Origin of the sequence: Streptomyces sp. NPDC049577 (assembly GCF_040675635.1) — a bacterium.
Classification (GTDB): Bacteria; Actinomycetota; Actinomycetes; order Streptomycetales; family Streptomycetaceae; genus Streptomyces.
Genome location: NZ_JBFAPH010000058.1, coordinates 1 through 23175, shown reverse-complemented (window position 1 = coordinate 23175; position 23175 = coordinate 1). Strand labels below are relative to the sequence as shown.

Below are 23175 nucleotides of genomic sequence, written 5' to 3'. Positions count from 1 at the left end.
CCCCCTGGAGCAGGAGCTGGCCAAGGTCGCCGACAGCCGCCGGCGGCGGGCGATCCTGCTGGTCGGCAGCTACAAGGAAGCGGCGATCACCGCTGTCACGGATGAGACTCGGGATTCTGGCGGCGGCCGCCGCGGTCGCCACGACGGCAGCACTTGGCGTGGCTACACCGAGCACGGCCGCGGAGTCGGCCTTCAAGCCGCCGAAGTGCACGAGCCACTACGGCAACACGGCGGTGTGGGCCGACTGTACCGGCCAGGGGTCCAAGAGCTGGGTCAAGCTCACATACGTGTGCGAGACCCCGTGGGGAACGAACTTCAACGAGACGGACGAATGGCCGCTCGGAGCGCGAGAACACCACACGCTCAGCGCGGAGTGCACGTTCAAGGCGCTGCGAGCGGGCACGGAAGCCCGTCCCCGCTGAAATGAGGTCGCCTGAGGACGAGCGTCCTCGGGCGACCCGGCCACCGGTGCGAGCACCGGTCATATGATCTGCCATATGCGAGCAGCCGAGTCGGAACCGCCGCTGCGCGGCATCACGGTCGTGGCCCTCGAACAGGCCGTGGCGGCGCCGTTCGCCACGCGTCAACTCGCCGATCTCGGCGCCCGCGTCATCAAGATCGAACGGCCGGGGCGGGGCGACTTCGCACGGGACTACGACCGCCGGGTGAAGGGCGTCTCCGCGTATTTCGTGTGGGTCAACCGCGGCAAGGAGAGCGTGGTCCTCGACCTCCGGAGCGACGCGGACCGCTCGCTGCTGGACCGGCTCCTCTCCCGCGCCGACGTGTTCATCCAGAATCTGGGCCCGGGCGCCGCCGAACGGCTCGGCCTCGCCGGCGGCACGCTGCGCGCCCGCGACCCCAGGCTGATCACCTGCGACATCACCGGATACGGAACCGAGGGCCCGTACCGGGACAAGAAGGCCTACGACCTGCTGGTGCAGTGCGAGGCCGGACTGGTCTCGATCACCGGCACCCCCGGCTCCCCGGCCAGGCCCGGCATCTCCATCGCCGACATCGCCGGCGGCATGTACGCCTACACGGGCATTCTGACCGCCCTGTACGAGCGTGAGCGCACCGGTGAGGGATCGGCGCTGTCCGTCTCGCTCTTCGACGCGCTGGCCGAGTGGATGGGCCACCCGTACTACGCCCAGGCGTACGGCGGCGCGCCCATCGCCCGTAGCGGCGCCCGGCATCCGTCCATCTCGCCCTACGGCCACTACCGGTGCGGGGACGGGGCCCGGATCTTCCTCAGCGTGCAGAACGACCGCGAGTGGGTGGCCCTGTGCGAGCGCGTCCTGCGGCGGCCGGGGCTGGCACGGGATCCGCGCTTCGCCGACAATCCGCTGCGCCACGCGCACGACGACGAGCTGACCGCCGTGCTGGAGGAGTCCTTCGCCGGGCACACGGCGGACGGGGTGCTCGCCCTGCTGGACGGGGCGGGCATCGCCAACGCGCGGCTGCGGACGGTCGCGGAGTTCGCCGATCATCCGCAGTTGGCCGCGGGCGACCGCTGGCGCGATTTCGGATCGCCGGCCGGTGTGCTGCGTGGTCTGCTGCCGCCCGTGCACGTCGCCGGTCGGGAGGCGGTGATGGGCGCGGTGCCCGCTCTGGGCGAGCACACGGCGGCCATACGGGCGGAGTTCGGCGAGGAACCTCACGAGCGGTGAGGAGCGGGCCGGCCGCTGCGGGGCGTACGGGCCGGCCCGGGCCGACGGTCAGCCCCGGTGTCAGACCTTGGCCGGCTGGCGCGCGTCCCGGCGCACCAGGGCGGCGTAGTGTCCGTCGCCGGCCAGGAGTTCACTGTGGGTGCCGCGCTCGGTGATGCGGCCCTCGTGCAGGACGACGATCTGGTCCGCGTCGCGCACGGTGGAGAGGCGGTGCGCGATGGTGATGGTGGTGCGCCCGGCGGACAGCGCGTCGATGGCCTTCTGCACGGCGTGCTCGGTATGGGTGTCCAGGGCACTGGTCGCCTCGTCCAGGATGAGGACGGGGGGATCGCGCAGGATCGTCCGGGCGATGGCCAGCCGCTGCTTCTCCCCGCCGGAGAAGCGGTAGCCGCGCTCGCCGACCAGGGTGTCGTACCCGTCGGGGAGCGAGATGATGTAGTCGTGGATCTGCGCCGCCTCGGCCGCGGCCTGAATCTCCTCGAGGGTGGCGTCGGGTTTGGCGAAGCGGAGGTTGTCGGCGACGGAGGCGTGGAAGAGGTAGGTCTCCTGCGAGACGACGCCGACCGCGCGGGAGAGCGTGTCGAAGTCCAGGTCGCGCACGTCGACGCCGTCGAGCAGCACGCGGCCGCCGGTGACGTCGTAGAGCCGGGGCACCAGATGGCCGAGAGTGCTCTTGCCGGAGCCGGTCGGGCCGACGACGCCCAGGCTGCCGCCCTCGGGCACCGTCAGGTCGATGCCGCTGAGCGCCGCGCCGGAGGAGTCGTAGGAGAAGGAGACGTCCTCGAAGGTGACCTCGCCGCGGATCTTCTCCAGCCGGACCGGGTCGGCCGGCTCGGTGATGTCGAGCGGGAGGTCGAGGTATTCGAAGATGCGGTGGAAGAGGGCGAGCGAGCTCTGCATCTGCACGCCCGTGGAGAGCAGGCTGACCGTCGGCCGGAAGAGGCCCTGCTGGAGGGAGACGAAGGCGACGAGCGTGCCGAGGGAGATGTCGGGGCCGCCGGTCTGCAGGGCGATGCCCGCGGCCCAGTAGATGACGGCCGGCATGGCCGCCATGACCACGCCGATGGTGGACATCTTCCAGCGGCCCGCCATGTTGGCCCGCACCTCCAGGCCGACGAGCCGTTCGGACTCCGCGGCGAACGCGTTGGTCAGCGATTCGGCGCGGCCCATGGTGCGGCCCAGCAGGATGCCGCTGACGGACAGCGATTCGGTGACCATGGCGGCCATGGCGGCCATCTGGGACTGCCGCTGGGAGGTGATCCTGCGGCGTTCGTCGCCGACGCGGCGGCTGATCCAGACGAACAGGGGCAGCAGGAGCAGGGAGACGGCCGTCAGCCGCCAGTCCAGGGCGATCATGGCCACCACGGTGGCGACGACGGCGGTGAGGTTGGAGACGAGGGAGGTCGCCGTGGAGGTGACGGTGGCCTGCATGCCGCCGATGTCGTTCGCGATGCGGGACTGCACCTCGCCGGTGCGCGTCCGGGTGAAGAAGGCGAGCGGCATGCTCTGCAGCCGGCCGTAGACCGCCGTACGCAGGTCGTGCATGACGCGCTGGCCGACCGTGGTCGATATCAGGGTCTGCAGGACGCCGAAGGCGCTGTTGACGACGGCGGCGGCGATCATGCCGAGCGCGAGCAGGCTGAGCAGGCCGGTGCGGCCGCGGGGGATCGCGACGTCGAGGACCTCACGCAGCATGAAGGGTGAGGCGACGGTGACCAGGGATGACGCCGCGACCAGCAGGCCGACGACCGCCAGCCGGCTGCGGTAGGGACGGAAGAGGCGGAGGATGCGCCGCAGTTGCGCGGGCTGATCCGGGTCCGCGGGAGGGGGTGTCCAGTCCAGTTCTTCGTGACGCATGGGCTCCTTCAGCGAGGTCGGGTTCCATGGTGGGACCGCGCAGAGCGCGGGGGCCGAACCGCTGTACAGGAGCATAGCTCATAGTTACCTATACTCACAATGTATGCAGTCCTGATAGGATGTGATCATGACGGCCCCCGACACGTCCGGACAGCTCGCCGAGCAGTTGCTGCGACTGACCCGCAGGCTCCACCGCGCGCAGAAGCGCTATCTGGACCCGGTCGGCATCACGCCCGCCCAGTCGCGGCTGCTCCGCACCGTCGCCCACTACGACTCCCCGCCCCGGATGGCCGATCTGGCCCGTCATCTGGAGGTCGTGCCGCGCGCCGTCACCACCCTGGTCGACGCCCTGGAGGCGAACGGTGCGGTGCGCCGGGTGCCGGACCCGTCCAACCGCCGGGTCATCCGCATAGAGATCACCGACGCGGGACGCACGACCCTGAGCGAGCTGCGCGCCGCCCGGCGCGCGGCCGTGGAGGACGTCCTGGCCCCGCTCGACGCCGGACAGCGCGATGTGCTCGGCGATCTCCTGGCGGAACTGCTGAGCCCCGACCGCACCTGAGCCGCCCCCACCAACGCGAAGGGGTGCGCGCACCTCCGGGGTCCGCGCACCCACCGATCGTCCTCGCGAGGCCGCCGGTTCAGCAGCCCAGCCGGTCCTCCGTCAGCTCGCCCTGAACGCTCGCCAGGGTGTGGTCGTAGCAGGCACCCGGTCCGAGCAGCCGGTAGCGCTCCCGGGAGACCCCGGTGGCGTGCCGCTGCTCCCGGGGGACGTTCTGCGTGTAGGACGCGTTACCGGTGTAGGTGTCGTCCAGCCGGCTCCAGTCGAGGTGCTTCCCCGCCCGCACGGTGCGCAGGTCGGCCTGGTCGCCCATGGTGAGCACGGTGTTCAGCCGGTCGCCGGGGTCCACGGTGGTCACGCCCTCCATGCTGTAGACGCGGTGGGCCGTGTTCACCGTGGCCGGTCCCCGGCCGGCGACCGTGACGGTCTCGTCGTCCGTCCAGCGGGCCCGCAGCCCGTCCGTGGTCTCGCCGTCCTTCCAGCGGTGCAGCGAGGTGGCGGCCAGCCGGCGGTCCACCGTGGTGGTGACCCGCCCGTGCGAGGTCGTGAGGTAGCCGGAGACGGTGAGTGCGTGCCGGGCCTCGGCCGCCACCCGGTGCGGAGCGCCGGCCTGGTACTCGGCGGTATGGCGCGGGGCGTCCTCCTGGTACCGGGTGACCGCCCCGGTCACCACGGCCGATTTGGCGTCCTGCCACACCAGGATGTTGACGGGGGTGTCCCAGCCGCTCTGCCCCTCGGGTACGCCGGCGACCGACACGGCGATCCGGTGGGGCTTGCCGTCGTTCAGCACGCCGGCGAAGGGCGTCAGGTCGTACTCGACGGGGCGGACGTCGAAGGCGCGCGGCCCCGGGATCACGTACCAGAGGAAGGGGTTGGACCAGCCGCCGGTCCACACCGTCGGGTAGGGGGACGCGATCCCGGCCAGCCGGCCGTCCACCGAGACGCGCACCTCCCGGTGGGGTCCGTCCTTGGCCTTGCAGGAGTAGGGCGCGGCCTCCGGCACGGCGAGGTACCAGAACTCCTCGCAGCCGCCCCCGGATCCGGTGGCGTACACCTCCGCGACGATCCGCTCGCTGTTGCGCGGCGTGGTCAGCCGCCCTTCGTACACGGCACCCTCGGTGTGCGCGCCGTCGAGGGTGAGGACGCGGTCCGGGGTGTGTGCCTGCGGCACGCGCCCCTTCGCCGTGTAGAAGGTCAGCGTGGCCCTGACCTTGATGACGCCCGTGTAGGTGGCGTCCACGACGTTGCCGATGAGCATCTCCACCGGTTGGCCGGCGCGCAGCACGGGAGCGTAGCGGGTGACGTCCTTCTCCACGCGCCAGGTGACGCCCTGCGGCGAGGGCTCGGGGGTCGAGGTGCGCAACACCTCGACGCCTCCTATGCGGAGGTAGCCGAGGCGGTCGAACTGGCGCCCGGCGACGGAGCCTTCGAGGCGCAGGACGACCTTGTTCCAGCGGTCGCCGCAGCCCTTGGGCGGCGTGTAGGTGCCCCGGTAGGGGGTGAAGTCGCGGAATTCGGTGTCCGCGACGGTCACCGTGCAGGAGGGCGTGTGCGGGGTGGCGACCGGCGGGCCGGCGGTCACGGGGTCGTGCCAGTCGGTCCCGAACTCGGTGGGCGGGTCGGCGGCCGCAGCCGGGCCGATGCCCAGCGTCAGGCCGGCGGCCGCCGCGCACAGGGCGAGAAGCAGTCGTCTCATGAGGCAGGAGTGAAGCGCCTCCGGCCGCACCGCACCAGTATTCGCCTGGCCGTATCCGCGGGTGCTCGTGAAAAACCAGTTGAACCGGACATCCCCGGAACGGGAGCCTGGCACGGATTTCCCTCACTCCCTCGCGAACCGGGATGTCATGCATATTTGCGATCTTCCGTACAGCGATCCGGGTACCCCCGACGTCCGTTCCGGGCCCCGGTTCCTGCTCTGGCTCGGCCGGGGGCAACTGGGCTGCCAGGTCAGGGCGATGCTGTGGGGTCTGCTGCACATGGCGGCCCTCGCGGCGTTCCCGCTGGCCGTGGGGGTGGCCGTGCAGGCCGTCGTCGACCGCTCGGGCGCGCGGCTGGCCTGGGCGGGCGGTCTCATGCTGCTGCTCGGTGTGCTCACCGCCCTGGGTGACGTGATGCTGCACCGCAGGTCCGTCACCAACTGGATCACGGCGGCCGCGCGCGTACAGCAGCTTCTCGCGCGCGAGGCGGCGGAGTTGGGTGCCGCGCTGACCCGTCGGGTCGCGGCGGGTGAAGTGGTGGCGGTGTCGACGGCGGACGTGGAGAAGATCGGCTGGTTCGTGGAGGCGGTGTCGCGCTTCGCATCGGCCGCGGTCGCGTCGGTGGCCGTCTGCGTGACGCTGGTGGTCTACCAGCCGGTGCTCGGCGGTGTGGTCGCGGCCGGCGTGCCGCTGCTGGCCCTCGCCGTGCTGCCGTTGCTGCCGCACGCGACGAAGCGGGCGGACGCCCAGCGTGAGAAGGCCGGCCGGGCCACCGAGCTGGCGTCGGACACCGTGGCGGGACTGCGCGTGCTGCGCGGCATCGGCGGCGAGGAGCTCTTCCTCTCCCGTTACCGCCGTGCCTCGCAGGAGGTGCGTGCCGCAGCGGTGCGCAGTGCGCGCATGTGGGCGCTGATCGCCGCCGTGCAGGTGGCGTTGCCGGGCCTGCTGCTGATCGCCGTGGTGTGGTACGGGGTCGGGCTGGCGCGGGAGGGCCGGATCGGTGTCGGCGAGCTGGTCACCGTGTACGGCATGGTGACGTTTCTGCTGGTCCCGCTGCGGCAGTTCGAGGAGATCGCAATGGCCTACGCCTTCGCGCGGCCGTCCGCGCGGCGTGCCGCGCGGCTGCTGGCCCTGCGGCGTACGGGCGTACCGCCGCGGGACGGCGGCCGGGAGCTCTCGGGCGACCTGTACGACCCGGCCGGCGGGCTGCTCGCTCCCGCGGGGCTGCTGACGGCGGTGGTGTGCGGCGATCCGGACGCGGCCGGCCTGCTCGCCGAACGGCTCGGTGGGCACGCCGCGGCGGATGCGGCGGGGGATGCCGCCGGGGATGCTGGCCGGGCACCGTCGGTGTTGCTGGGCGGGGTCGCCCTGGACGAGGTGCCGTTGGACGCCGCCCGGGCCGCGGTCCTCGTGCAGGACAAGGATCCGGTGCTGCTGTCGGGCACGCTGGCGGAGCTGCTGGACGTGCCGTGCTCGGGGGCGGTGACGGCCGAGGAGGCGCTGGACGCCGCGCAGTGCGGTGATGTGCTGGCGGCCCTGTCGCGTGCCTGTCCGGATGTGTCGGGGGACGTGATGCGGGCGCGGATCACCGAGCGCGGGCGGTCCCTGTCGGGCGGGCAGCGGCAGCGTCTGGCGCTGGCCCGGTCGCTGGTGACGGATCCGGAGGTGCTGGTGCTGGACGAGCCGACCTCGGCGGTCGACTCGCACACCGAGGCCCGGATCGCGGAGGCGCTCCGGGAGTTGCGCAAGGGGCGCACGACGGTGGTGTTCACCTCCAGCCCGCTGCTGCTGGACCGTGCGCACCGGGTGGTGTTGGTGCGGGACGGCCGGGTGGTGGCGAGGGGTACGCATGCCGGGCTGCTGGAGGCGGACGTCGGCTACCGCTCCGTGGTCAGCCGCCGGACGGACGAGGAGGAGGAGGAACCGGCCGTGGGCGTGGCGCGGCTCGATGGGAAGGCGCGGGCGTTCGGCGAGGGCGAACAGATCGGGGAGTCGGCGTGATCGGGGTGGCACCACCGGAGTACGACCCGGCGGCGCCGGAGTCCGCGACGATCCTGCCCGTCGGCCGGCCCGCGACGGTGCGGGCCTATGTGAGGGAGCTGCTGCGCAGGCACCGCGGGGCCTTCGCCGTGCTGGTGACGGTGAACGCGCTGGCCGTGGTGGCCTCGATGGCCGGCCCCTGGCTGCTGGGCGATCTCGTGGAGGAACTGTCGTCCGGCGGGCGGGACCTCCATCTCGGCCGGACCGTTTCGCTCTTCGCGTGCGCCCTGGCCGCGCAGACGGTGTTCGTACGTACGGTGCGGCTGCGCGGGGCGGTGCTCGGCGAGCGGATGCTGGCGGACCTGCGGGAGGACTTTCTCGTGCGGTCGGTCGCACTGCCGCCGGGCGTGCTGGAGCGGGCCGGTACAGGTGATCTGCTCTCCCGGATCACCACGGACGTCGACCGGCTGGCGGAGGCCATGCGGGAGGCCGTGCCCCAGCTGGCGGTCGGGGTCGTGTGGGCCGGCCTGCTGCTGGGCGCGCTGACGGTGACCGCCCCGCCGCTCGCCCTGTGTGTGCTGGTGGCGCTTCCGCTGCTGCTCGCCGGATGCCGCTGGTACTTCCGGCGGGCCCCGGGCGCCTACCGGTCCGAGTCCGCCGGCTACGCGGCCGTCGCCGCGTGCCTCGCCGAGACGGTGGACGCGGGACGGACGATCGAGGCGCACCGGCTGGGCCCGCGCCGGGTCGCGCTCTCCGACCGGCGGATCGAGCAGTGGACCCGCTGGGAGAACTACACGCTCTTCCTGCGGTCGGTGCTGTTCCCCGTGGTCAACATGACGCACGTGCTGCTGCTGGGCGCGGTGCTGGTCCTCGGCGGGGTGTTCGTCCTGTGGGGCTGGATCTCGGTGGGGCAGCTGACGACGGGCGCGCTGTTCGCGCAGATGCTCGTCGACCCCCTCGGGCTGATCCTGCGTTGGTACGACGAGTTGCAGGTGGCCGAGGTGTCGCTGGCCCGGCTGGTCGGCGTGCGCGAGATCGAGCCCGCCGAGGCGGACGAGCGGGTGCGGCCGGCGGGACGGGAGGTCCGGGCGGACGAGGTGCGCTTCGGGTACCTGCCCGGTGGCGACGTGCTGCACGGGGTGTCCCTGACGGTCCGCCCCGGCAGCCGGGTGGCGCTCGTCGGCCCGTCGGGGGCCGGGAAGTCGACGCTCGGCCGGCTGCTGGCGGGCATCTACGCGCCGCGCGCCGGCGCGGTGACGCTGGGCGGCGCGGAACTGGCCCGGATGCCCACCGAGCGGGTGCGGCGGCACGTCGCGCTGGTCAATCAGGAGCACCACGTCTTCGTCGGCTCGCTGCGCGACAACCTGCTGCTCGCGCGCACCACCGCCGAGGACGGTGAACTGTGGGCGGCGCTGGACGCGGTGGAGGCCGGCGACTGGGCCCGCGCCCTGGAGGACGGGCTGGACACCGAGGTCGGCTCCGGCGGGCTCGCGCTCACCCCGGCCCAGGCCCAGCAGATCGCGCTGGCGCGGCTGATCCTGGCCGATCCGCACACGCTGGTGCTCGACGAGGCCACGTCCCTGCTGGACCCGCGTGCCGCCCGGAACCTGGAGCGGTCCCTCGGGAAGGTCCTGCGGGGCCGTACGGTCGTCGCCATCGCCCACCGGCTGCACACCGCGCACGACGCGGACGTGATCGTGGTGGCGGAGGACGGCCGGATCAGCGAGCTGGGCAGCCACGAGGAGCTGGTCGCGGCGAACGGCGCCTACGCGGCGCTGTGGCGTTCCTGGCACCGGTGAACCGGCGGGCTCCCCGGCGCGGGGCGGACGGGTCAGATGAGCTGCAGGGCGCCGAGCCCGCCGGCGCCGCCGAGCACCAGGAAGGCGGGCATCAGCACCTTGTGCTCCACCCAGCTGCCCGCGTGGAAACGCATGGCCTTCGGCGGGCCGAGCGGGTACCAGCGCTTGCGGCCTATGGGCAGGGGCCACAGGATCGGGCAGCCGGAGACGGTCAGGGCGTCGCCGATGTCGTGCACGAGCGCGCCCAGGACGATGGGCAGCCCGAGCCACAGGTACTCCTGGCCGGGTCCGGTGAACAACCAGTCGGATCCGTTGCCCGGCTGGTCCAGCACTCCGACGAGGATCCAGGCCCCGGCCGCGCCGAGCAGCCACACCAGGACGTCGCTGGAGGTGCGGGCCGCGCGCCACAGCAGTCCCTCGACGGCGAGTACCAGGTGGACGAAGAGGATGCCCAGCACGGCCCAGCGGCCGCCGGTCGTGGCCAGTGCCGAGGCGCCCGCGCCGATGAGCACCGCCCACAGCGCGGTGTGCGTCAGGGTGCGGTGACCGCCGTTGCGGCGGGGGTCGGTACGCGTTCTGGTGGCGCGGTAGACCGCGTGCGACAGCTTGTCGATGATCTCGCACAGCACCCGGGAGACCGGGCCGAAGGCCCGCGATATGGTCGCGGACCGGTGGTCGAGGTCCGGGGCCAGCGCGGCGCCGGCGCAGATCAGCGCGCCCACGACCAGTACGGGCCAGGGCATGGGGTGGCCGGCGGCGGCAACGGCCGCTCCCACCCCCAGCCAGGAGGCCGCTCCCGACAGCGAGTGCGCCGGTCCCATCATGGTCGCTTCCACCCCTTTTGTGCGCCTTGACCCGGTGTCCTGCCTTTCTGACACCGGATCGGCCACTCAGGGTAACGCCCCGATGATCACGGTTCGAACGGCCGGTTCCCTGATCCGGCCCCGGGCCAGGCAGTATGGAGGCGTGACCCTTATCGATCAGATGCCGAGCCATGCCGACCCCGATGCCCTTTTCGAGGCGTTCTCGACCTGGGCCGAGGAGCGGGGGATCTCGCTGTACCCCGCACAGGAGGAGGCACTGATCGAGGTCGTCTCCGGCGCGAACGTGATCCTCTCGACGCCGACCGGCTCGGGCAAGAGCCTCGTGGCCGCGGGCGCGCACTTCACCGCGCTCGCCAAGGACCAGGTGACCTTCTACACCGCGCCGATCAAGGCGCTGGTGTCGGAGAAGTTCTTCGACCTGTGCAAGATCTTCGGCACCGAGAACGTGGGCATGCTCACGGGCGACGCGTCGGTCAACGCCGACGCGCCCGTCATCTGCTGCACGGCGGAGGTGCTCGCGGCCATCGCCCTGCGGGACGGCGCGGACGCCGACATCGGCCAGGTCGTGATGGACGAGTTCCACTTCTACGCGGAGCCCGACCGGGGCTGGGCGTGGCAGATCCCGCTGCTGGAGCTGCCGCAGGCGCAGTTCATCCTGATGTCGGCCACGCTCGGCGACGTCTCGCGCTTCGAGGAGGACCTGACCCGGCGCACAGGGCGGCCGACCGCGGTGGTCCGCTCCGCGACCCGGCCCGTGCCGCTCTCCTACGAGTACCGGTCGACGCCGCTGACGGAGACCCTGACCGAGCTGCTGGACACCCGGCAGGCCCCGGTGTACATCGTCCACTTCACCCAGGCCGCCGCCATCGAGCGGGCGCAGGCGCTGATGAGCATCAACATGTGCTCGCGCGAGGAGAAGGACGAGATCGCCAAGCTGATCGGCAACTTCCGCTTCACCACCAAGTTCGGCAAGAACCTCTCGCGCTTCGTGCGGCACGGCATCGGGGTGCACCACGCGGGCATGCTGCCGAAGTACCGGCGGCTGGTGGAGCGGCTGGCCCAGGCGGGCCTGCTGAAGGTCATCTGCGGCACGGACACGCTGGGCGTCGGCGTCAATGTGCCGATCCGCACCGTGCTGTTCACGGCGCTCACCAAGTACGACGGCCAGCGGGTGCGGACGCTGCGCGCCCGGGAGTTCCACCAGATCGCCGGGCGGGCCGGGCGGGCCGGCTTCGACACCGCCGGCTTCGTCGTCGCACAGGCTCCCGACCACGTCGTCGAGAACGAGAAGGCACTGGCGAAGGCGGGCGACGACCCGAAGAAGCGTCGCAAGGTGGTCCGCAAGAAGGCTCCCGAGGGCTTCGTCAACTGGACGGAGAACACCTTCGAGAAGCTCATCGCCTCCGAGCCGGAGCAGCTCACCTCCCGCTTCCGGGTCACGCACGCGATGCTGCTCGCGGTCATCGCCCGGCCCGGCAACGCCTTCGAGGCCATGCGCCGGCTGCTGGAGGACAACCACGAGCCGCGCAAGAACCAGCTGCGGCACATCCGCCGGGCCATCGCCATCTACCGCTCGCTGCTGGACGGCGGTGTGGTCGAGCGGCTCGACGAGCCCGACGCCGAGGGCCGGATCGTGCGGCTGACCGTGGACCTCCAGTCGGACTTCGCGCTCAACCAGCCGCTGTCCACCTTCGCGCTGGCCTCCTTCGAGCTCCTGGATCCCGAGTCCCCGTCCTACGCCCTGGACATGGTGTCCGTGGTGGAGTCGACCCTCGACGACCCCCGGCAGATCCTCGCCGCGCAGCAGAACAAGGCGCGCGGCGAGGCGGTGGCCGCCATGAAGGCGGAGGGCGTCGAGTACGAGGAGCGGATGGAACGGCTGATGGACGTCGGCTACCCCAAGCCGCTGGAGGAGCTGCTGACGCACGCCTACGGCCTCTACCGCAAGAGCCACCCCTGGGTGGGCGACCATCCGCTGTCGCCGAAGTCCGTCGTGCGCGACATGTACGAGCGGGCGCTGAGCTTCACGGAGTTCGTCTCCTTCTACGACCTGGCCCGTACCGAGGGCATCGTGCTGCGCTATCTGGCGGGCGCGTACAAGGCGCTCGACCACACGGTTCCCGACGATCTGAAGTCGGACGACCTGGAGGACCTGATCGCCTGGCTGGGCGAGATGGTGCGGCAGGTCGACTCCAGTCTGCTGGACGAGTGGGAGCAGCTGGCCAACCCCGAGGAGGAGTCCGCGGAGGAGGCCCAGGAGCGCGCCGACCAGGTCAAGCCGGTCACGGCCAATGCCCGCGCCTTCCGGGTGCTCGTGCGCAACGCGATGTTCCGCCGCGTGGAGCTGGCCGCGCTGGACAAGTTCCACGAGCTGGGCGAGATGGACGCCGAGGCCGGGTGGGACGCGGACCGCTGGGCAGAGGCGATGGACGCGTACTGGGACGAGTACGAGGAGCTGGGCACCGGCCCCGACGCGCGGGGCCCGAAGCTGCTGCGCATCGAGGAGCTGCCGGAGGACGGTCTCTGGCGGGTGCGGCAGACGTTCGCGGACCCCAACGGCGACCACGACTGGGGCATTTCCGCCGAGGTGGACCTCACCGCCTCCGACGAGGAGGGCCGCGCGGTCGTACGGGTCACGGACGTCGGCCAGCTGTAGCCGCGCCGGGGCGGCACTCATCGGGAGGCTCGCGCCGCGTGCCGGGGGCGCCACAGCCGGGCCCACAGGCGGCGTGGCCGGGCCGGCCGTGGGCGTCCCTCGGCGCCGGCCGTCGGAGCCCTGCCACGGTCACCGCCTTCCTCGCCCCGCCCGCGCGTGACGCGTGGCCGGGCGGGGAGGGCGGGCCGGTCGGCCCGGGCCTCCAGCAGGGCGACGGCGAGGCAGTGCCGGTGCCACTCGGTCTCGTCCGGATCCCGTGCCGTGACGAGCGTGCCGATCACCTCGGCGGCCGCGGCCGATTCGGGGCGCGCCGTCGCCGGCACCGGGCGCAGGGCGTCGAGACGGACGCGCTCGCCGGGGCCGGACGCCACCGTCCGCACTTCCGCCAGCTGGACGGCCAGTTCCAATTCCCTGGGCTTCAGGCCCAGTTCCCGGGCCGCCCTCCTCGGCGGCACGCCCTGCTCCGGCAGCCGGGTGTGGTACACGGCCATGACGTTCTCCCCCCGCTCCTCGGTTCATCACGGACAGTGATGAAGGTAGCGGAGGGTCACGACACATGGGCGCGCCCCGCCCGAATCTGTGGATAACTTTGGCCGGCCCGCGCCCGAGCAGGCATTACGCTCCGCCGTCACCGCCCCGGCGGGCCTCGATCCCGAGATGCTCACCGACCCGGTTGACGAGCAGGGTCATCTCGTAGGCCATCTGCCCGATGTCGGATCCGGCCTCGCCGAGGACACACAGACAGCTGCCCTCACCGGCGGCCGTCACGAACAGCACCCCCTCGGCGAACTCGACCATGGTCTGCCGCACTTCGCCCGCGCGGAAGTGCCGGCCGGTCCCCCGCGCCAGGCTGTGGAGCCCGGAGGCGACCGCGGCCAGGTGCTCGGCGTCTTCTCTCGCCAGGTCCGCGCTCGCCCCCGTCACCAGTCCGTCGTTGGACAGCACCAGCGCGTGGCGTATCTCGTCGACGCGCCGGGTCAGGTCGTCCAGCATCCAGTCGAGTCCCTTGCCGCCGGCCATGCCCCGCCTCCCCGTTCCCGATTGCCCGTGACTGCCGTGCAAGCCTTGCTCACCGGCGTCCGCTCGGCAACCCGCCCGCCCAGTGGGTACGCGCACGCTTCACCTCACCGTCGCCTCTTCGCCGGGCGGCGGTTCAACGCGGCGGGCGCCGGGCACACTTGAACGACCGGAGGGAAAGACGCTCACCGGGGCAGGTGATCCGCGTGTTCGACAAACTCCGCAAGCGCATCGAGGACGTCCGGCAGCCGACGGTGGCGCGTCCACCGGCGGCGCGGCAGCGCAATCTGTTCGAGGCCGCGGCCGTCTATGTGGCCGCTTGTGCCGAGAACGACCACGAGAGGAGCGCGGAGGCCGCCCGCTGGGTCTCGCCCGAAGCACTCGGCTTCGGAGTGAACGAGCTCGCCTGCCGCGCCGTCATCGCGCTCGCCCGCGAGCGCGACGAGCCACCCCAGACGGTGGCGCGTTCCCTCCTCGGACTGCCGACCGCGTAACACCGCCGGCCCCGTCGTCCGGCCCGGTTCGGCCCGCCGACGACGGCCCTTCACCTCCTCGCCCCCTCGTCTCCCCCACCGACCCCGCCTTCGCGCCGCGCTCCGCGGACGTTTTCCATCCCGTCATTTTCAAGACGAGTACATGACATGACGCGCGTCCTACGCTGCCAGCGCGGTTCCACGTCCCGCCCTACTCCGCCGCTCGTCGCCACTGTCCCGTACGGAGGACTCGTGCCCCCCACCACTCACCGGACCCGTCGTCCGCGTCGCCGACTCGCCGCCGTCGCCACCGCCTTCGGGCTCGCCGCCGCCTCCCTCGGCCTCTGGGCCTCGGACTCGTCCGCCGCATCCGCGGTACCCACCCCCGACCACGTGGTGGTCGTCGTCTTCGAGAACCACGCCTTCGGCCAGGTCATGGGCAGTTCGAGCGCCCCGTACATCAACTCCCTGGCAGCGGGCGGCGCCAGCCTCACGGCCTCCTACGCGGAGACCCACCCGAGCCAGCCCAACTACTACGCGCTGTTCTCCGGAGACACCCAGGGCGTCACCGACGACAGCTGCGTCGACCCCGGCTTCAGCCAGGAGGCCAATCTCGCCTCCGAGCTCGTCGACGCCGGAAGAACGTGGGCGAGCTACAACGAGTCCCTGCCCTCCGAGGGATCCACGACCTGCAAGAGCGGCAACTATGCGCAGAAGCACAACCCCTGGTTCGGCTTCGACAACGTCCCCACCAGCAGCGCGCACACCTTCGGCGCCTTCCCCCGCGACTACGCGACGCTGCCTACCGTCTCCTTCGTCGTGCCCAACCTCTGCAGCGACATGCACGACTGCTCGGTCGGCACCGGTGACACCTGGCTCAAGAACAACCTCAAGGGCTACGCCGACTGGGCCAAGACCCACAACAGCCTGCTGCTGATCACCTTCGACGAGGACAACCGGCTCAGCGGCAACCGCATCCCGACCGTCCTGTACGGCCAGCCGGTCAAGGCGGGAACCACCTCCGGGGAGACGTACAACCACTACGACGTGCTGCGCACGATCGAGGACATGTACGGCACCTCGCACGCCGGGAACGCCGCGCGCGCCAAGGACATCTCCGGCGTCTGGACCAGCTGACCGTGTACCTCGCGGACAGCCGCACCGCCCCGGACACCGCCGCCGGCCGTGACGCCCGTCCCGGCCGGCGGATCGGCGCCGTGCCCGGCACGGTGCTCGCCCTGGGCACCGTCAGTCTCATCACCGACGTGTCCTCGGAGATGGTCACCGCCGTCCTGCCGCTCTACCTCGTGGCCGGCCTGGGCCTGTCGCCGCTGGGGTTCGGCCTGCTGGACGGCGTCTACAACGGCGTCAGCGCGCTCGTCCGCCTCGTCGGCGGCCGTCTCTCCGACCGCCGCGGCAGCGGGCACAAGGCTGTCGCGGTCGCCGGGTACGGCCTCTCCGCGCTGTGCAAACCGCTGCTGCTCGTCACGCACAGCGTGCCGCTGATCGGTGCCGTGCTGGCCGCCGACCGCACCGGCAAGGGACTGCGCACGGCTCCGCGCGACGCCCTCATCTCGCTGGCGAGCGAACCCGCGACGCGGGGCCGGGCGTTCGGCGTGCACCGGGCGATGGACACCGCGGGCGCACTGCTGGGTCCGCTGGTCGCGTTCCTCATCCTGCGCGTCGCCGCCGACGGCTACGACGCCGTCTTCACCACGAGCGGCTGCGTGGCCGTGCTGGGCGTCCTGGTCCTGCTGCTGTTCGTCCCCGGGCGCTCGCCCTCACCAGGAGGCCGGGAAACGTCCGGCAGCGTGGACGACCGGGTGCCGCTGCGCGTGCTGCTGCGGCGCCCGGCGGTCAGGCGACTGACCGGCTGCGCGGTGCTGCTGGGGCTGACCACCGTCAGCGACTCGTTTCTCTATCTGACGCTCCAGCGCCGCCTGGACCTGCCGGAGTCGTGGTTCCCGCTGCTGCCGCTCGGCACGGCCTGCGCGTTCCTGCTGCTGGCCGTGCCGCTCGGCGCGGTCGCCGACCGGGTCGGGCGCCGCCGGCTGTTCCTGTGCGGTCATCTGGCCCTGCTGGGCGCGTACGGGCTGCTCGTCGCACCGCTCGGCGCGGCATCCGGGTCGTCCGCGCCGGCGTGTCTGGTCCTGCTGCTGCACGGGACCTTCTACGCCGCCACCGACGGCGTCCTGGCCGCCGCGACCGCCGACGCCGTGCCGGAGGCAGTGCGCGGCAGCGGGCTGGCCGTCGTGCAGACCGGGCAGGCCGCCGCCCGCTTCCTGTGTTCGATCGCCTTCGGCGCGGCGTGGACCGCCTGGGGCGACCGCACGGCATTGGGCACGGCCGCCGCCGGTCTCGCCGTATCCGCCGCCCTGAGTGCGCTGTTGCTGCGCACCCCTCCCCCACCGGAGCCCGTCCGTTGAACCGTCCGAACCGTCCGAACCGCCTGACCCGCCAGTTCCGCCCGAACCGTCTGATCCACCTGCCGAACCGCACGGCCCGTCTGCTGGTGCTGTGCGTCGCCGTGCTGCTGCTGGGCGGTGTCGTCGCGGGCGTCACTCTGCGTGCCGCCGACCGGGCGGCCGAGAAGGACCGGGCACGGGCGGACGGGCCGTCGGTGCGCTCCGGCGAGGTCACCCTGGGCGCGGCGGGCCGTACGGTCTTCCGCAACATGGCCTGGGGGCCGCACCGCGACGAGATCGCCTCGGTCGCGGACACGGACCCGACCGGGCCCCGCACCGCCTCGGGGGTGCGCTGTCTGCGTTTCCACTCCGCTGCCGGGACGGGCATCTGCCTCCAGGCGGTGCGCGGCCGGCTGGGCGACCGCTACCGCGCGGTCGTCCTCGACGAGCACCTGCGGGAACTGCGCCACTACGACCTCGCGGGCATCCCCACCCGCGCCCGGGTCTCGCCCGACGGGCGCACCGTCGCGTGGACCGTCTTCGTCAGCGGCGACTCCTACGCGGGTACCGCCTTCTCCACCCGCACCTCCGTCGCCGACGTCCGCGGTGGCACGCTGGACGCCGATCTGGAGGCGTACACCTTGATGCTGGACGGCCGTCCGCACAGAGCGGCGGACGTCAACGTCTGGGGCGTCACCTTCGCCGACGACCGTCGCTTCTACGCCACCGTCGCCACGGGCGGGCAGACCTATCTGGTGCGCGGCGACCGTACGGACCGGACGCTGACCGCCCTGCACGCCAATGTCGAATGCCCCTCGCTCTCCCCCGACGGGACGCGCATCGCCTACAAGAAGCGCGTCGAGGGAGTCTCCTCCGACGCGCCCTGGCGGCTGTACGTCCTGGACCTGCGCACCCTGCGCGAGACCGCCACGGCCGAGCGGCGCAACGTCGACGACCAGGCCGTCTGGCAGGACGACCGGACCCTGGTCTACTCACTGCCCGGTGACTACGGCTCCGACCTGTGGACCGTACCGGCCGACGGCTCCGGCAGGGCCGCGCTCGTCATGAAGGCGGCCCTGGCCCCGGCCTACGCCGGGCGCCACTGATCGCCGGGGCCACCGGCCCCGGCGGTCCTCTAACGCCCCAGCTCCTTGCGGCCGACCCGGCGCAGCCTCTTGCGCTGCGAGGGATCCAGCAGCAGATACGCGCCGACCGGCACTCCGACGATCACCAGCAGCGCCGCCCAGAACGGCAGCAGCCACAGCAGGATCACACCCACCACCACTCCACCTGCGGCGACCTTGGCCCTGTTGCTCATGCCGTGCCTCCTTCGCGACGGTGCCGCTCTGTCCGGCACAACGCCCGGCAGCCGCGGCGGGTTCCTCGCCCTGCCGTCCGACGCCGACCATCCGACGACCATCCGGGACCGTCCGGGACGTCCGGGACCGTCCGCACAGGCTTCCGCCGGCACCGGCGCCCTCCTCCACCCTGCCACGTGGCACGGCTCACAGCCGGGACACCCTCGTCCGGCTCGCGCGTCCTGTACCCTCGGCCGCTCCGGCCCCGACTAGTCAAATTTGAGGACTGCGCGCATCGTGATCCCGCTCTCTGCCGCGACACCCTCCGACCTGACCCGCCTCATCCGCTGTTCCGCCGTGTTCCTCCCCGGCGATCCGGCCCGTACCGGTCGTGTCGCGTTCTGGCTGCCGGACGGCGAGCCGCCCGGCGATCCGGAAGCCGCCGAGGAGCTGACCGTCGCCGTCGCCGACGGCACCGAGGTCATCACCACGACCGTCCGGGCCACCGTGCTGCCCGTCCGGGAGGCCCTGCCCGTCCTGACCCGGGCCCGTGCCGCGCGGGCCGACGAGGCGGCGGCCTTCTGGGGCACGGCGGCCGTGCTCGCTCTGCAACTGGCCGCGAGCGGCAGGCTGCTGCCCGGTCTGAGCGCCACCGATCACGACGCCTGGCACATGGGCCCCCTCTCGCCCGACGATCTGCGCCGCGTCCGCGAACTGGCCGCCGCCATGCCACCCTCCGCCCACGCCGCTCCGCTGCCCGGCAGCGAACCGCTTCTGCTGCCCGACCCCGAGGGGCTCGTTCGCGCCTTCCTGGACGCCGTCGCCGACGGCCTGCCCCGTACCCCCGCCGCCGCGCTCGCGGCCGGCGGGCCGGCCTTCGCGGCCGCCGAACCGCGCCGGCTGCCCGGACACCGCGCCTGGGCGGCCGATGTCGCCGCCGGGCACGACGCGGGCGTGCGGGTCTCGCTGCGGGTGGAGGTCCTCGGCCTGTCCGAGGCCTCGCCGCGGTTCCGGGCCGTCCTCCAGGTGCACAGCCTGGCCGACCCGGCGCTCGTCGCGGACGCGGCCGACGTGTGGGCCGGATCCTCACCGGCGGCCGCCGCCCTGGGCGGCCGCGCGGCACGGAGGAACGCCCTCCTGGCACTGCGCCGTGCCGCGCACGCGTGGCCCGCCCTCTCACCCCTGCTGGCCCAGGCCCGGCCCGACGCCGTCGAGCTCGCGGACGAGGAGGCCGGCGAACTGCTCGGCGCCGCCGGGCGCACCCTCGACGCAGCCGGGGTCGAGGTGCACTGGCCCAAGGAACTGGTCCGCGAGCTCACCGCGCGCGCTGTCGTCGGCGCACAGGACGAGCGCACACAGGACGAGCCCGCACAGGGTGACCGTGCACAGGGTGACCGCGCACAGGACGACGGCCCACGGTTCGAGCGGCCGTCCGGCCTGCCGCCCGTGTTGTCCGGCGACGCGCTGCTCACGCTCAGCTGGCGCTTCACCATCGGCGGCGAGGCAGTGACGCGGGAGGAGCTGGACCGGCTCGCCGAGGCGAGCCGCCCTGTGGTGCGGCTGCGCGACCAGTGGGTGGTCGTAGACCCGGAGACGGTGCGCCGTGCCCGCGAGCGGCGGGACCGGCGGTTGGCGCCGCTGGAGGCGCTGGGCGCCGCCCTGACCGGCCGCGCGGCGGAGGACGACGACGCGACCGTCGAGGTCCGGCCGGTCGGCCGGCTGGCGGAACTGCGCGACCGCCTCGCCGATCCCGAGACGGCGTACGAGCCCGTCGCCCAGCCGGCCGCGCTCGCCGCCACGCTGCGCGACTACCAGCTGCGCGGCCTGAACTGGCTGCACCGGATGACCTCGCTCGGCCTCGGCGGCTGCCTGGCGGACGACATGGGACTCGGCAAGACCATCACCGTGATCGCGCTGCATCTGCATCGCCGGACGCTGCCGGAGGCGGCCGGTCCGACTCTCGTCGTCTGCCCGACCTCGCTCATGGCGAACTGGCAGCGGGAGATCGAGCGGTTCGCGCCGGGCACGCCGGTGCGCCGGTTCCACGGCCCGTCCCGCTCGCTCGACGCCCTGGCCGACGACGAGTTCGTGCTCACCACGTACGGCACGATGCGGCTGGACACCCCGCGGCTGGCCGCGACCGGCTGGGGCATGGTCGTCGCCGACGAGGCCCAGCACGTGAAGAACCCGCACTCGGCGACCGCCCGCGCGCTGCGGACCATCGGCGCGCGGGCGCGCGTGGCGCTGTCCGGCACCCCGGTGGAGAACAATCTCTCCGAACTGTGGGCGATCCTCGACTGGACGACACCCGGATTGCTGGGGTCGCTCGGCACGTTCCGCCGGCGGTACGCGCAGGCCGTCGAGAGCGGCACCGACCCGGCCGCCGCCGAGCGGCTGGCGGCGCTCGTCCGGCCGTTCCTGCTGCGCCGCCGCAAGTCCGACCCCGGCGTGGCGCCCGAACTGCCGCCGAAGACCGAGACGGACCACGCGGTCGCGCTGACCCGGGAACAGGCCGGCCTGTACGAGGCGGTGGTGCGGGAGCTGCTGGCGGAGGTCGCCGAGGCCGACGGCATGGAGCGGCGCGGGCTGATCGTGAAGCTGCTCACCGGTCTGAAGCAGATCTGCAACCATCCGGCGCAGTTCCTCAAGGAGCGCGGCGGCTCGCAGGACGGGCTCCGCCTCGCCGGCCGGTCCGGGAAGCTGGAGCTCCTGGACGAACTGCTGGACACCATCCTCGCCGAGGGGGCGAGCGTCCTGGTCTTCACACAGTACGTGGAGATGGCGCGGCTGCTCGAACAGCATCTGACGGCCCGTGGTGTGCCGGTGCGGCTGCTGCACGGCGGAACGCCCGTCCGGCGGCGCGAGGAGATGGTGCGTGCCTTCCAGGAAGGGGAGGTGCCGGTCTTCCTGCTGTCGCTGAAGGCCGCGGGGACGGGGCTCAACCTCACCCGCGCCGGCCACGTCGTGCACTTCGACCGCTGGTGGAACCCGGCTGTCGAGGCACAGGCCACCGATCGTGCCCACCGCATCGGGCAGACGCAGCCGGTGCAGGTGCACCGGCTGATCGCCGAGGGCACGATCGAGGACCGCATCGCGGAGCTGCTCACCCGCAAACAGGCACTGGCCGACGCCGTCCTGGGGTCGGGCGAGTCGGCCCTGACCGAGCTGACCGACGCCGAGCTGGCGGAACTCGTGGAACTGAGGGGGGCGGGACGATGACAGGACACGACGACGGGCAACAGCGCACGTTCGCGGCCATGGCGCCCGTGTGCGGCCGGGGGTTCGCCGCCACCTTGTGGGGCCGGGCGTGGCTGCGGGCGCTGGAGGAGACGGCGCTCGACGGTGCGCAGGTGAAGGAGGGCCGCCGTGCCGCGCGCGCCGGCGCGGTCGGCGCGGTGACGGTGGCACGGGGACGGGTCACCGCCGTCGTACGGGACCGGGACGGCACCCCGTACCGGGCGGACGTGCATGTCCAGCAGCTCTCGTCCGTCGGCTGGGAGCGTTTCGCCGAGCTGGTTGCGGACCGGCCCGAGCATCTGGCCGCGCTGCTGGACGGCGACCTGCCGCCGCACCTGGTGGACGACGCGGCGGCCGCGGGCGTGGACCTCCTTCCCGGCATGGGCGATCTGGAGCCCGAATGCGCCTGCGGCGCCTGGGACCACTGCGCGCACACGGCGGCGCTGTGCCATCACGTCGGAAGGCTGCTCGACGCGGATCCGTTCGTCCTGCTGTTGCTGCGGGGCCGCGGTGAGCGCGAACTGCTGGACGCGCTGGGGGCCCGTGCGGCCGCGCTCGACGCTGCGGGCGCCCCTGAGGCGCCTGCGGGCATACCGGCCGCCGAGGCGTTCACCGCGCGCGAACTCGGCCTCGTACCGCCCCTTCCCGACCCGCCCTGCGGAGTGGAGGTGCCCGGGCGGCCGCCCGCACTGACCGGTGACACTCCCCCGCCCGACGGGCTGGACGTCGCGGCGCTGGAGTTCCTCGCCGCGGACGCGGCCGAGCGGGCCGGCCGGCTGCTGGCCGAGGCGCTGAGGCCCGGCCACGAGCTGTCGCCGCCGCAGCAGCCCCTGACGGTCCGGCAGGACGCGCGTCGGCTGGTGGCGTCCGGGCCCGGCGGCCGCGTCGCCGCCCGGCTGGCGGCGGTCTATGAGGACGCCGGCCTCGACACCGAGGCATAAGGCCGCACTTCGCAGGGCAGAGGGCCCCAAGAGCACATTTTCATAGGCGGTTGAATGCTTTCATCCCACCAATGACAGAATGTATGCGATCGCACGTTCGTGCACCTTCTGCACCATGGAAAGGCTTTTCGGGATGGTTCTCACCCTGCTCCGCCGTTGTCAGCGTTCGCTCCGTCAGGAGTCCGCGCCGATACCGGTCGGCGCGGGGGCCCTGGACTGTGTCGTGCTGGACCCGGTGCGGCTGCCGCTGCACCGGGCGGACGTCGTCGTGCGCGACATGAACAGCCGTGAGATCGTGCGCGGGCAGACCGACCCGCACGGGCGGTTCGCGGCCACCGTGACACCGGGCGAGTACAGCGTCGCCGTGACGGCCGAGGGCTTCCAGCCGCTGCGCCACACCGTCGAGGCCGCGGAGGGCGCGCGGACCGCCCTGGGTCCGATGGCCATGGAACCCGCCCCGGCCCCCGTGATGCCGGCCGCCGGGGCCTGGCGGATCGACCCGGACCACTCGGCCGTGCGGTTCATCTCGCGGCACATCGGCCTGGCGGAGGTGCACGGCCGGTTCAATCGCTTCGAGGGCGGCCTGTGGGTCGGTGAGCGCATGGAGGACTCGCGCGTCCACGTGACGATCGAGACGGCCAGCATCGACACCGGCGTCGCCCAGCGCGACGACTGACGGCGGTGACCTGAAGTGTCCCCCTTCGTTCTCTTTGCGAGCACTCTCTTCGCGAGCACTCCGAGAACCCTGAGGGAGATTCCCAT

General features: G+C 72.7%; 18 protein-coding genes and 1 pseudogene. 13 read left to right on the top strand and 6 right to left on the bottom strand.

Features of this window, described 5'->3' with window-relative positions; all coding sequences use genetic code 11:
- The first annotated feature begins 101 nt into the window (after positions 1-101).
- Both AB0K09_RS10025 and AB0K09_RS10020 read left to right on the top strand, forming a co-directional pair.
- Complete coding sequence (locus tag AB0K09_RS10025) at positions 102-422, top strand: hypothetical protein (RefSeq protein WP_366064826.1); 321 nt, start codon at positions 102-104, stop codon at positions 420-422.
- A 75-nt stretch (positions 423-497) separates the two neighbouring features.
- The gene (locus tag AB0K09_RS10020; RefSeq protein ID WP_366064824.1) at positions 498-1667 is read left to right on the top strand and encodes a CaiB/BaiF CoA-transferase family protein; all 1170 of its coding nucleotides are present in this window, start codon (positions 498-500) and stop codon (positions 1665-1667) included.
- 60 nt (positions 1668-1727) lie between these two features.
- Here AB0K09_RS10020 and AB0K09_RS10015 read toward each other — a convergent pair whose 3' ends face one another.
- Complete coding sequence (locus tag AB0K09_RS10015; RefSeq protein ID WP_366064823.1) at positions 1728-3524, bottom strand: ABC transporter ATP-binding protein; 1797 nt, start codon at positions 3522-3524, stop codon at positions 1728-1730.
- Between the two features lie 127 nt (positions 3525-3651).
- On the opposite strand from AB0K09_RS10015, the gene AB0K09_RS10010 reads away from it, so the two are divergent.
- Complete coding sequence (locus tag AB0K09_RS10010; RefSeq protein WP_366064822.1) at positions 3652-4086, top strand: MarR family transcriptional regulator; 435 nt, start codon at positions 3652-3654, stop codon at positions 4084-4086.
- Positions 4087-4165: 79 nt separating this feature from the next.
- Here the strand turns inward: AB0K09_RS10010 and AB0K09_RS10005 are convergent, their stop codons facing one another.
- Positions 4166-5782 (bottom strand): peptide-N4-asparagine amidase, encoded by a 1617-nt coding sequence (locus tag AB0K09_RS10005; RefSeq protein WP_366064821.1) that lies wholly within the window; start codon positions 5780-5782, stop codon positions 4166-4168.
- Positions 5783-5930: 148 nt separating this feature from the next.
- On the opposite strand from AB0K09_RS10005, the gene AB0K09_RS10000 reads away from it, so the two are divergent.
- Both AB0K09_RS10000 and AB0K09_RS09995 read left to right on the top strand, forming a co-directional pair.
- Complete coding sequence (locus AB0K09_RS10000) at positions 5931-7784, top strand: ABC transporter ATP-binding protein (RefSeq protein WP_366064820.1); 1854 nt, start codon at positions 5931-5933, stop codon at positions 7782-7784.
- Positions 7781-9562, top strand: a complete 1782-nt coding sequence (locus AB0K09_RS09995) for an ABC transporter ATP-binding protein (protein ID WP_366064819.1) — start codon at positions 7781-7783, stop codon at positions 9560-9562. Before AB0K09_RS10000 ends, AB0K09_RS09995 begins: the two co-directional genes overlap by 4 nt.
- A gap of 32 nt (positions 9563-9594) precedes the next feature.
- Here the strand turns inward: AB0K09_RS09995 and AB0K09_RS09990 are convergent, their stop codons facing one another.
- Positions 9595-10386: a metal-dependent hydrolase gene (locus tag AB0K09_RS09990; RefSeq protein WP_366064818.1), complete on the bottom strand. Its 792-nt coding sequence runs from the start codon at positions 10384-10386 to the stop codon at positions 9595-9597.
- Between the two features lie 142 nt (positions 10387-10528).
- Here AB0K09_RS09990 and AB0K09_RS09985 point away from each other — a divergent pair, with 142 nt between their 5' ends.
- The gene (locus AB0K09_RS09985) at positions 10529-13042 is read left to right on the top strand and encodes a DUF3516 domain-containing protein (RefSeq protein ID WP_366064817.1); all 2514 of its coding nucleotides are present in this window, start codon (positions 10529-10531) and stop codon (positions 13040-13042) included.
- Positions 13043-13059: 17 nt separating this feature from the next.
- Here the strand turns inward: AB0K09_RS09985 and AB0K09_RS09980 are convergent, their stop codons facing one another.
- Both AB0K09_RS09980 and AB0K09_RS09975 read right to left on the bottom strand, forming a co-directional pair.
- The gene (locus tag AB0K09_RS09980; RefSeq protein ID WP_366064816.1) at positions 13060-13533 is read right to left on the bottom strand and encodes a DUF6397 family protein; all 474 of its coding nucleotides are present in this window, start codon (positions 13531-13533) and stop codon (positions 13060-13062) included.
- Between the two features lie 124 nt (positions 13534-13657).
- Complete coding sequence (locus tag AB0K09_RS09975) at positions 13658-14062, bottom strand: roadblock/LC7 domain-containing protein (RefSeq protein WP_366064815.1); 405 nt, start codon at positions 14060-14062, stop codon at positions 13658-13660.
- A 227-nt stretch (positions 14063-14289) separates the two neighbouring features.
- Here AB0K09_RS09975 and AB0K09_RS09970 point away from each other — a divergent pair, with 227 nt between their 5' ends.
- The 4 genes from AB0K09_RS09970 to AB0K09_RS09955 all read left to right on the top strand — a co-directional run bounded on the left by AB0K09_RS09970 (position 14290) and on the right by AB0K09_RS09955 (position 18043).
- The gene (locus tag AB0K09_RS09970; RefSeq protein ID WP_366064828.1) at positions 14290-14553 is read left to right on the top strand and encodes a hypothetical protein; all 264 of its coding nucleotides are present in this window, start codon (positions 14290-14292) and stop codon (positions 14551-14553) included.
- 231 nt (positions 14554-14784) lie between these two features.
- Entirely contained in the window at positions 14785-15669 is an 885-nt protein-coding gene (locus tag AB0K09_RS09965; RefSeq protein WP_366064814.1) for an alkaline phosphatase family protein, read from the top strand.
- 2 nt (positions 15670-15671) lie between these two features.
- Positions 15672-16958 (top strand): MFS transporter, encoded by a 1287-nt coding sequence (locus AB0K09_RS09960; RefSeq protein WP_366064813.1) that lies wholly within the window; start codon positions 15672-15674, stop codon positions 16956-16958.
- Between the two features lie 50 nt (positions 16959-17008).
- On the top strand, positions 17009-18043 hold the full coding sequence (locus AB0K09_RS09955) for a TolB-like translocation protein (RefSeq protein WP_366064827.1): 1035 nt from the start codon (positions 17009-17011) through the stop codon (positions 18041-18043).
- 29 nt (positions 18044-18072) lie between these two features.
- Here the strand turns inward: AB0K09_RS09955 and AB0K09_RS09950 are convergent, their stop codons facing one another.
- Positions 18073-18255 carry a hypothetical protein gene (locus tag AB0K09_RS09950; RefSeq protein WP_366064812.1) on the bottom strand — a complete coding sequence of 61 codons (183 nt, stop codon included), beginning with the start codon at positions 18253-18255 and terminating at the stop codon, positions 18073-18075.
- Positions 18256-18532: 277 nt separating this feature from the next.
- Here AB0K09_RS09950 and AB0K09_RS09945 point away from each other — a divergent pair, with 277 nt between their 5' ends.
- From AB0K09_RS09945 to AB0K09_RS09935, 3 genes and pseudogenes are all read left to right on the top strand, one after another.
- The gene (locus AB0K09_RS09945) at positions 18533-21454 is read left to right on the top strand and encodes a DEAD/DEAH box helicase (RefSeq protein ID WP_366064811.1); all 2922 of its coding nucleotides are present in this window, start codon (positions 18533-18535) and stop codon (positions 21452-21454) included.
- Positions 21451-22377 (top strand): annotated as a pseudogene (locus AB0K09_RS09940) (SWF or SNF family helicase); the annotation flags it as partial. The gene AB0K09_RS09945 and the pseudogene AB0K09_RS09940, both read left to right, overlap by 4 nt.
- 151 nt (positions 22378-22528) lie before the next feature.
- Positions 22529-23089, top strand: a complete 561-nt coding sequence (locus AB0K09_RS09935) for a YceI family protein (protein ID WP_366064810.1) — start codon at positions 22529-22531, stop codon at positions 23087-23089.
- Positions 23090-23175 lie beyond the last annotated feature (86 nt).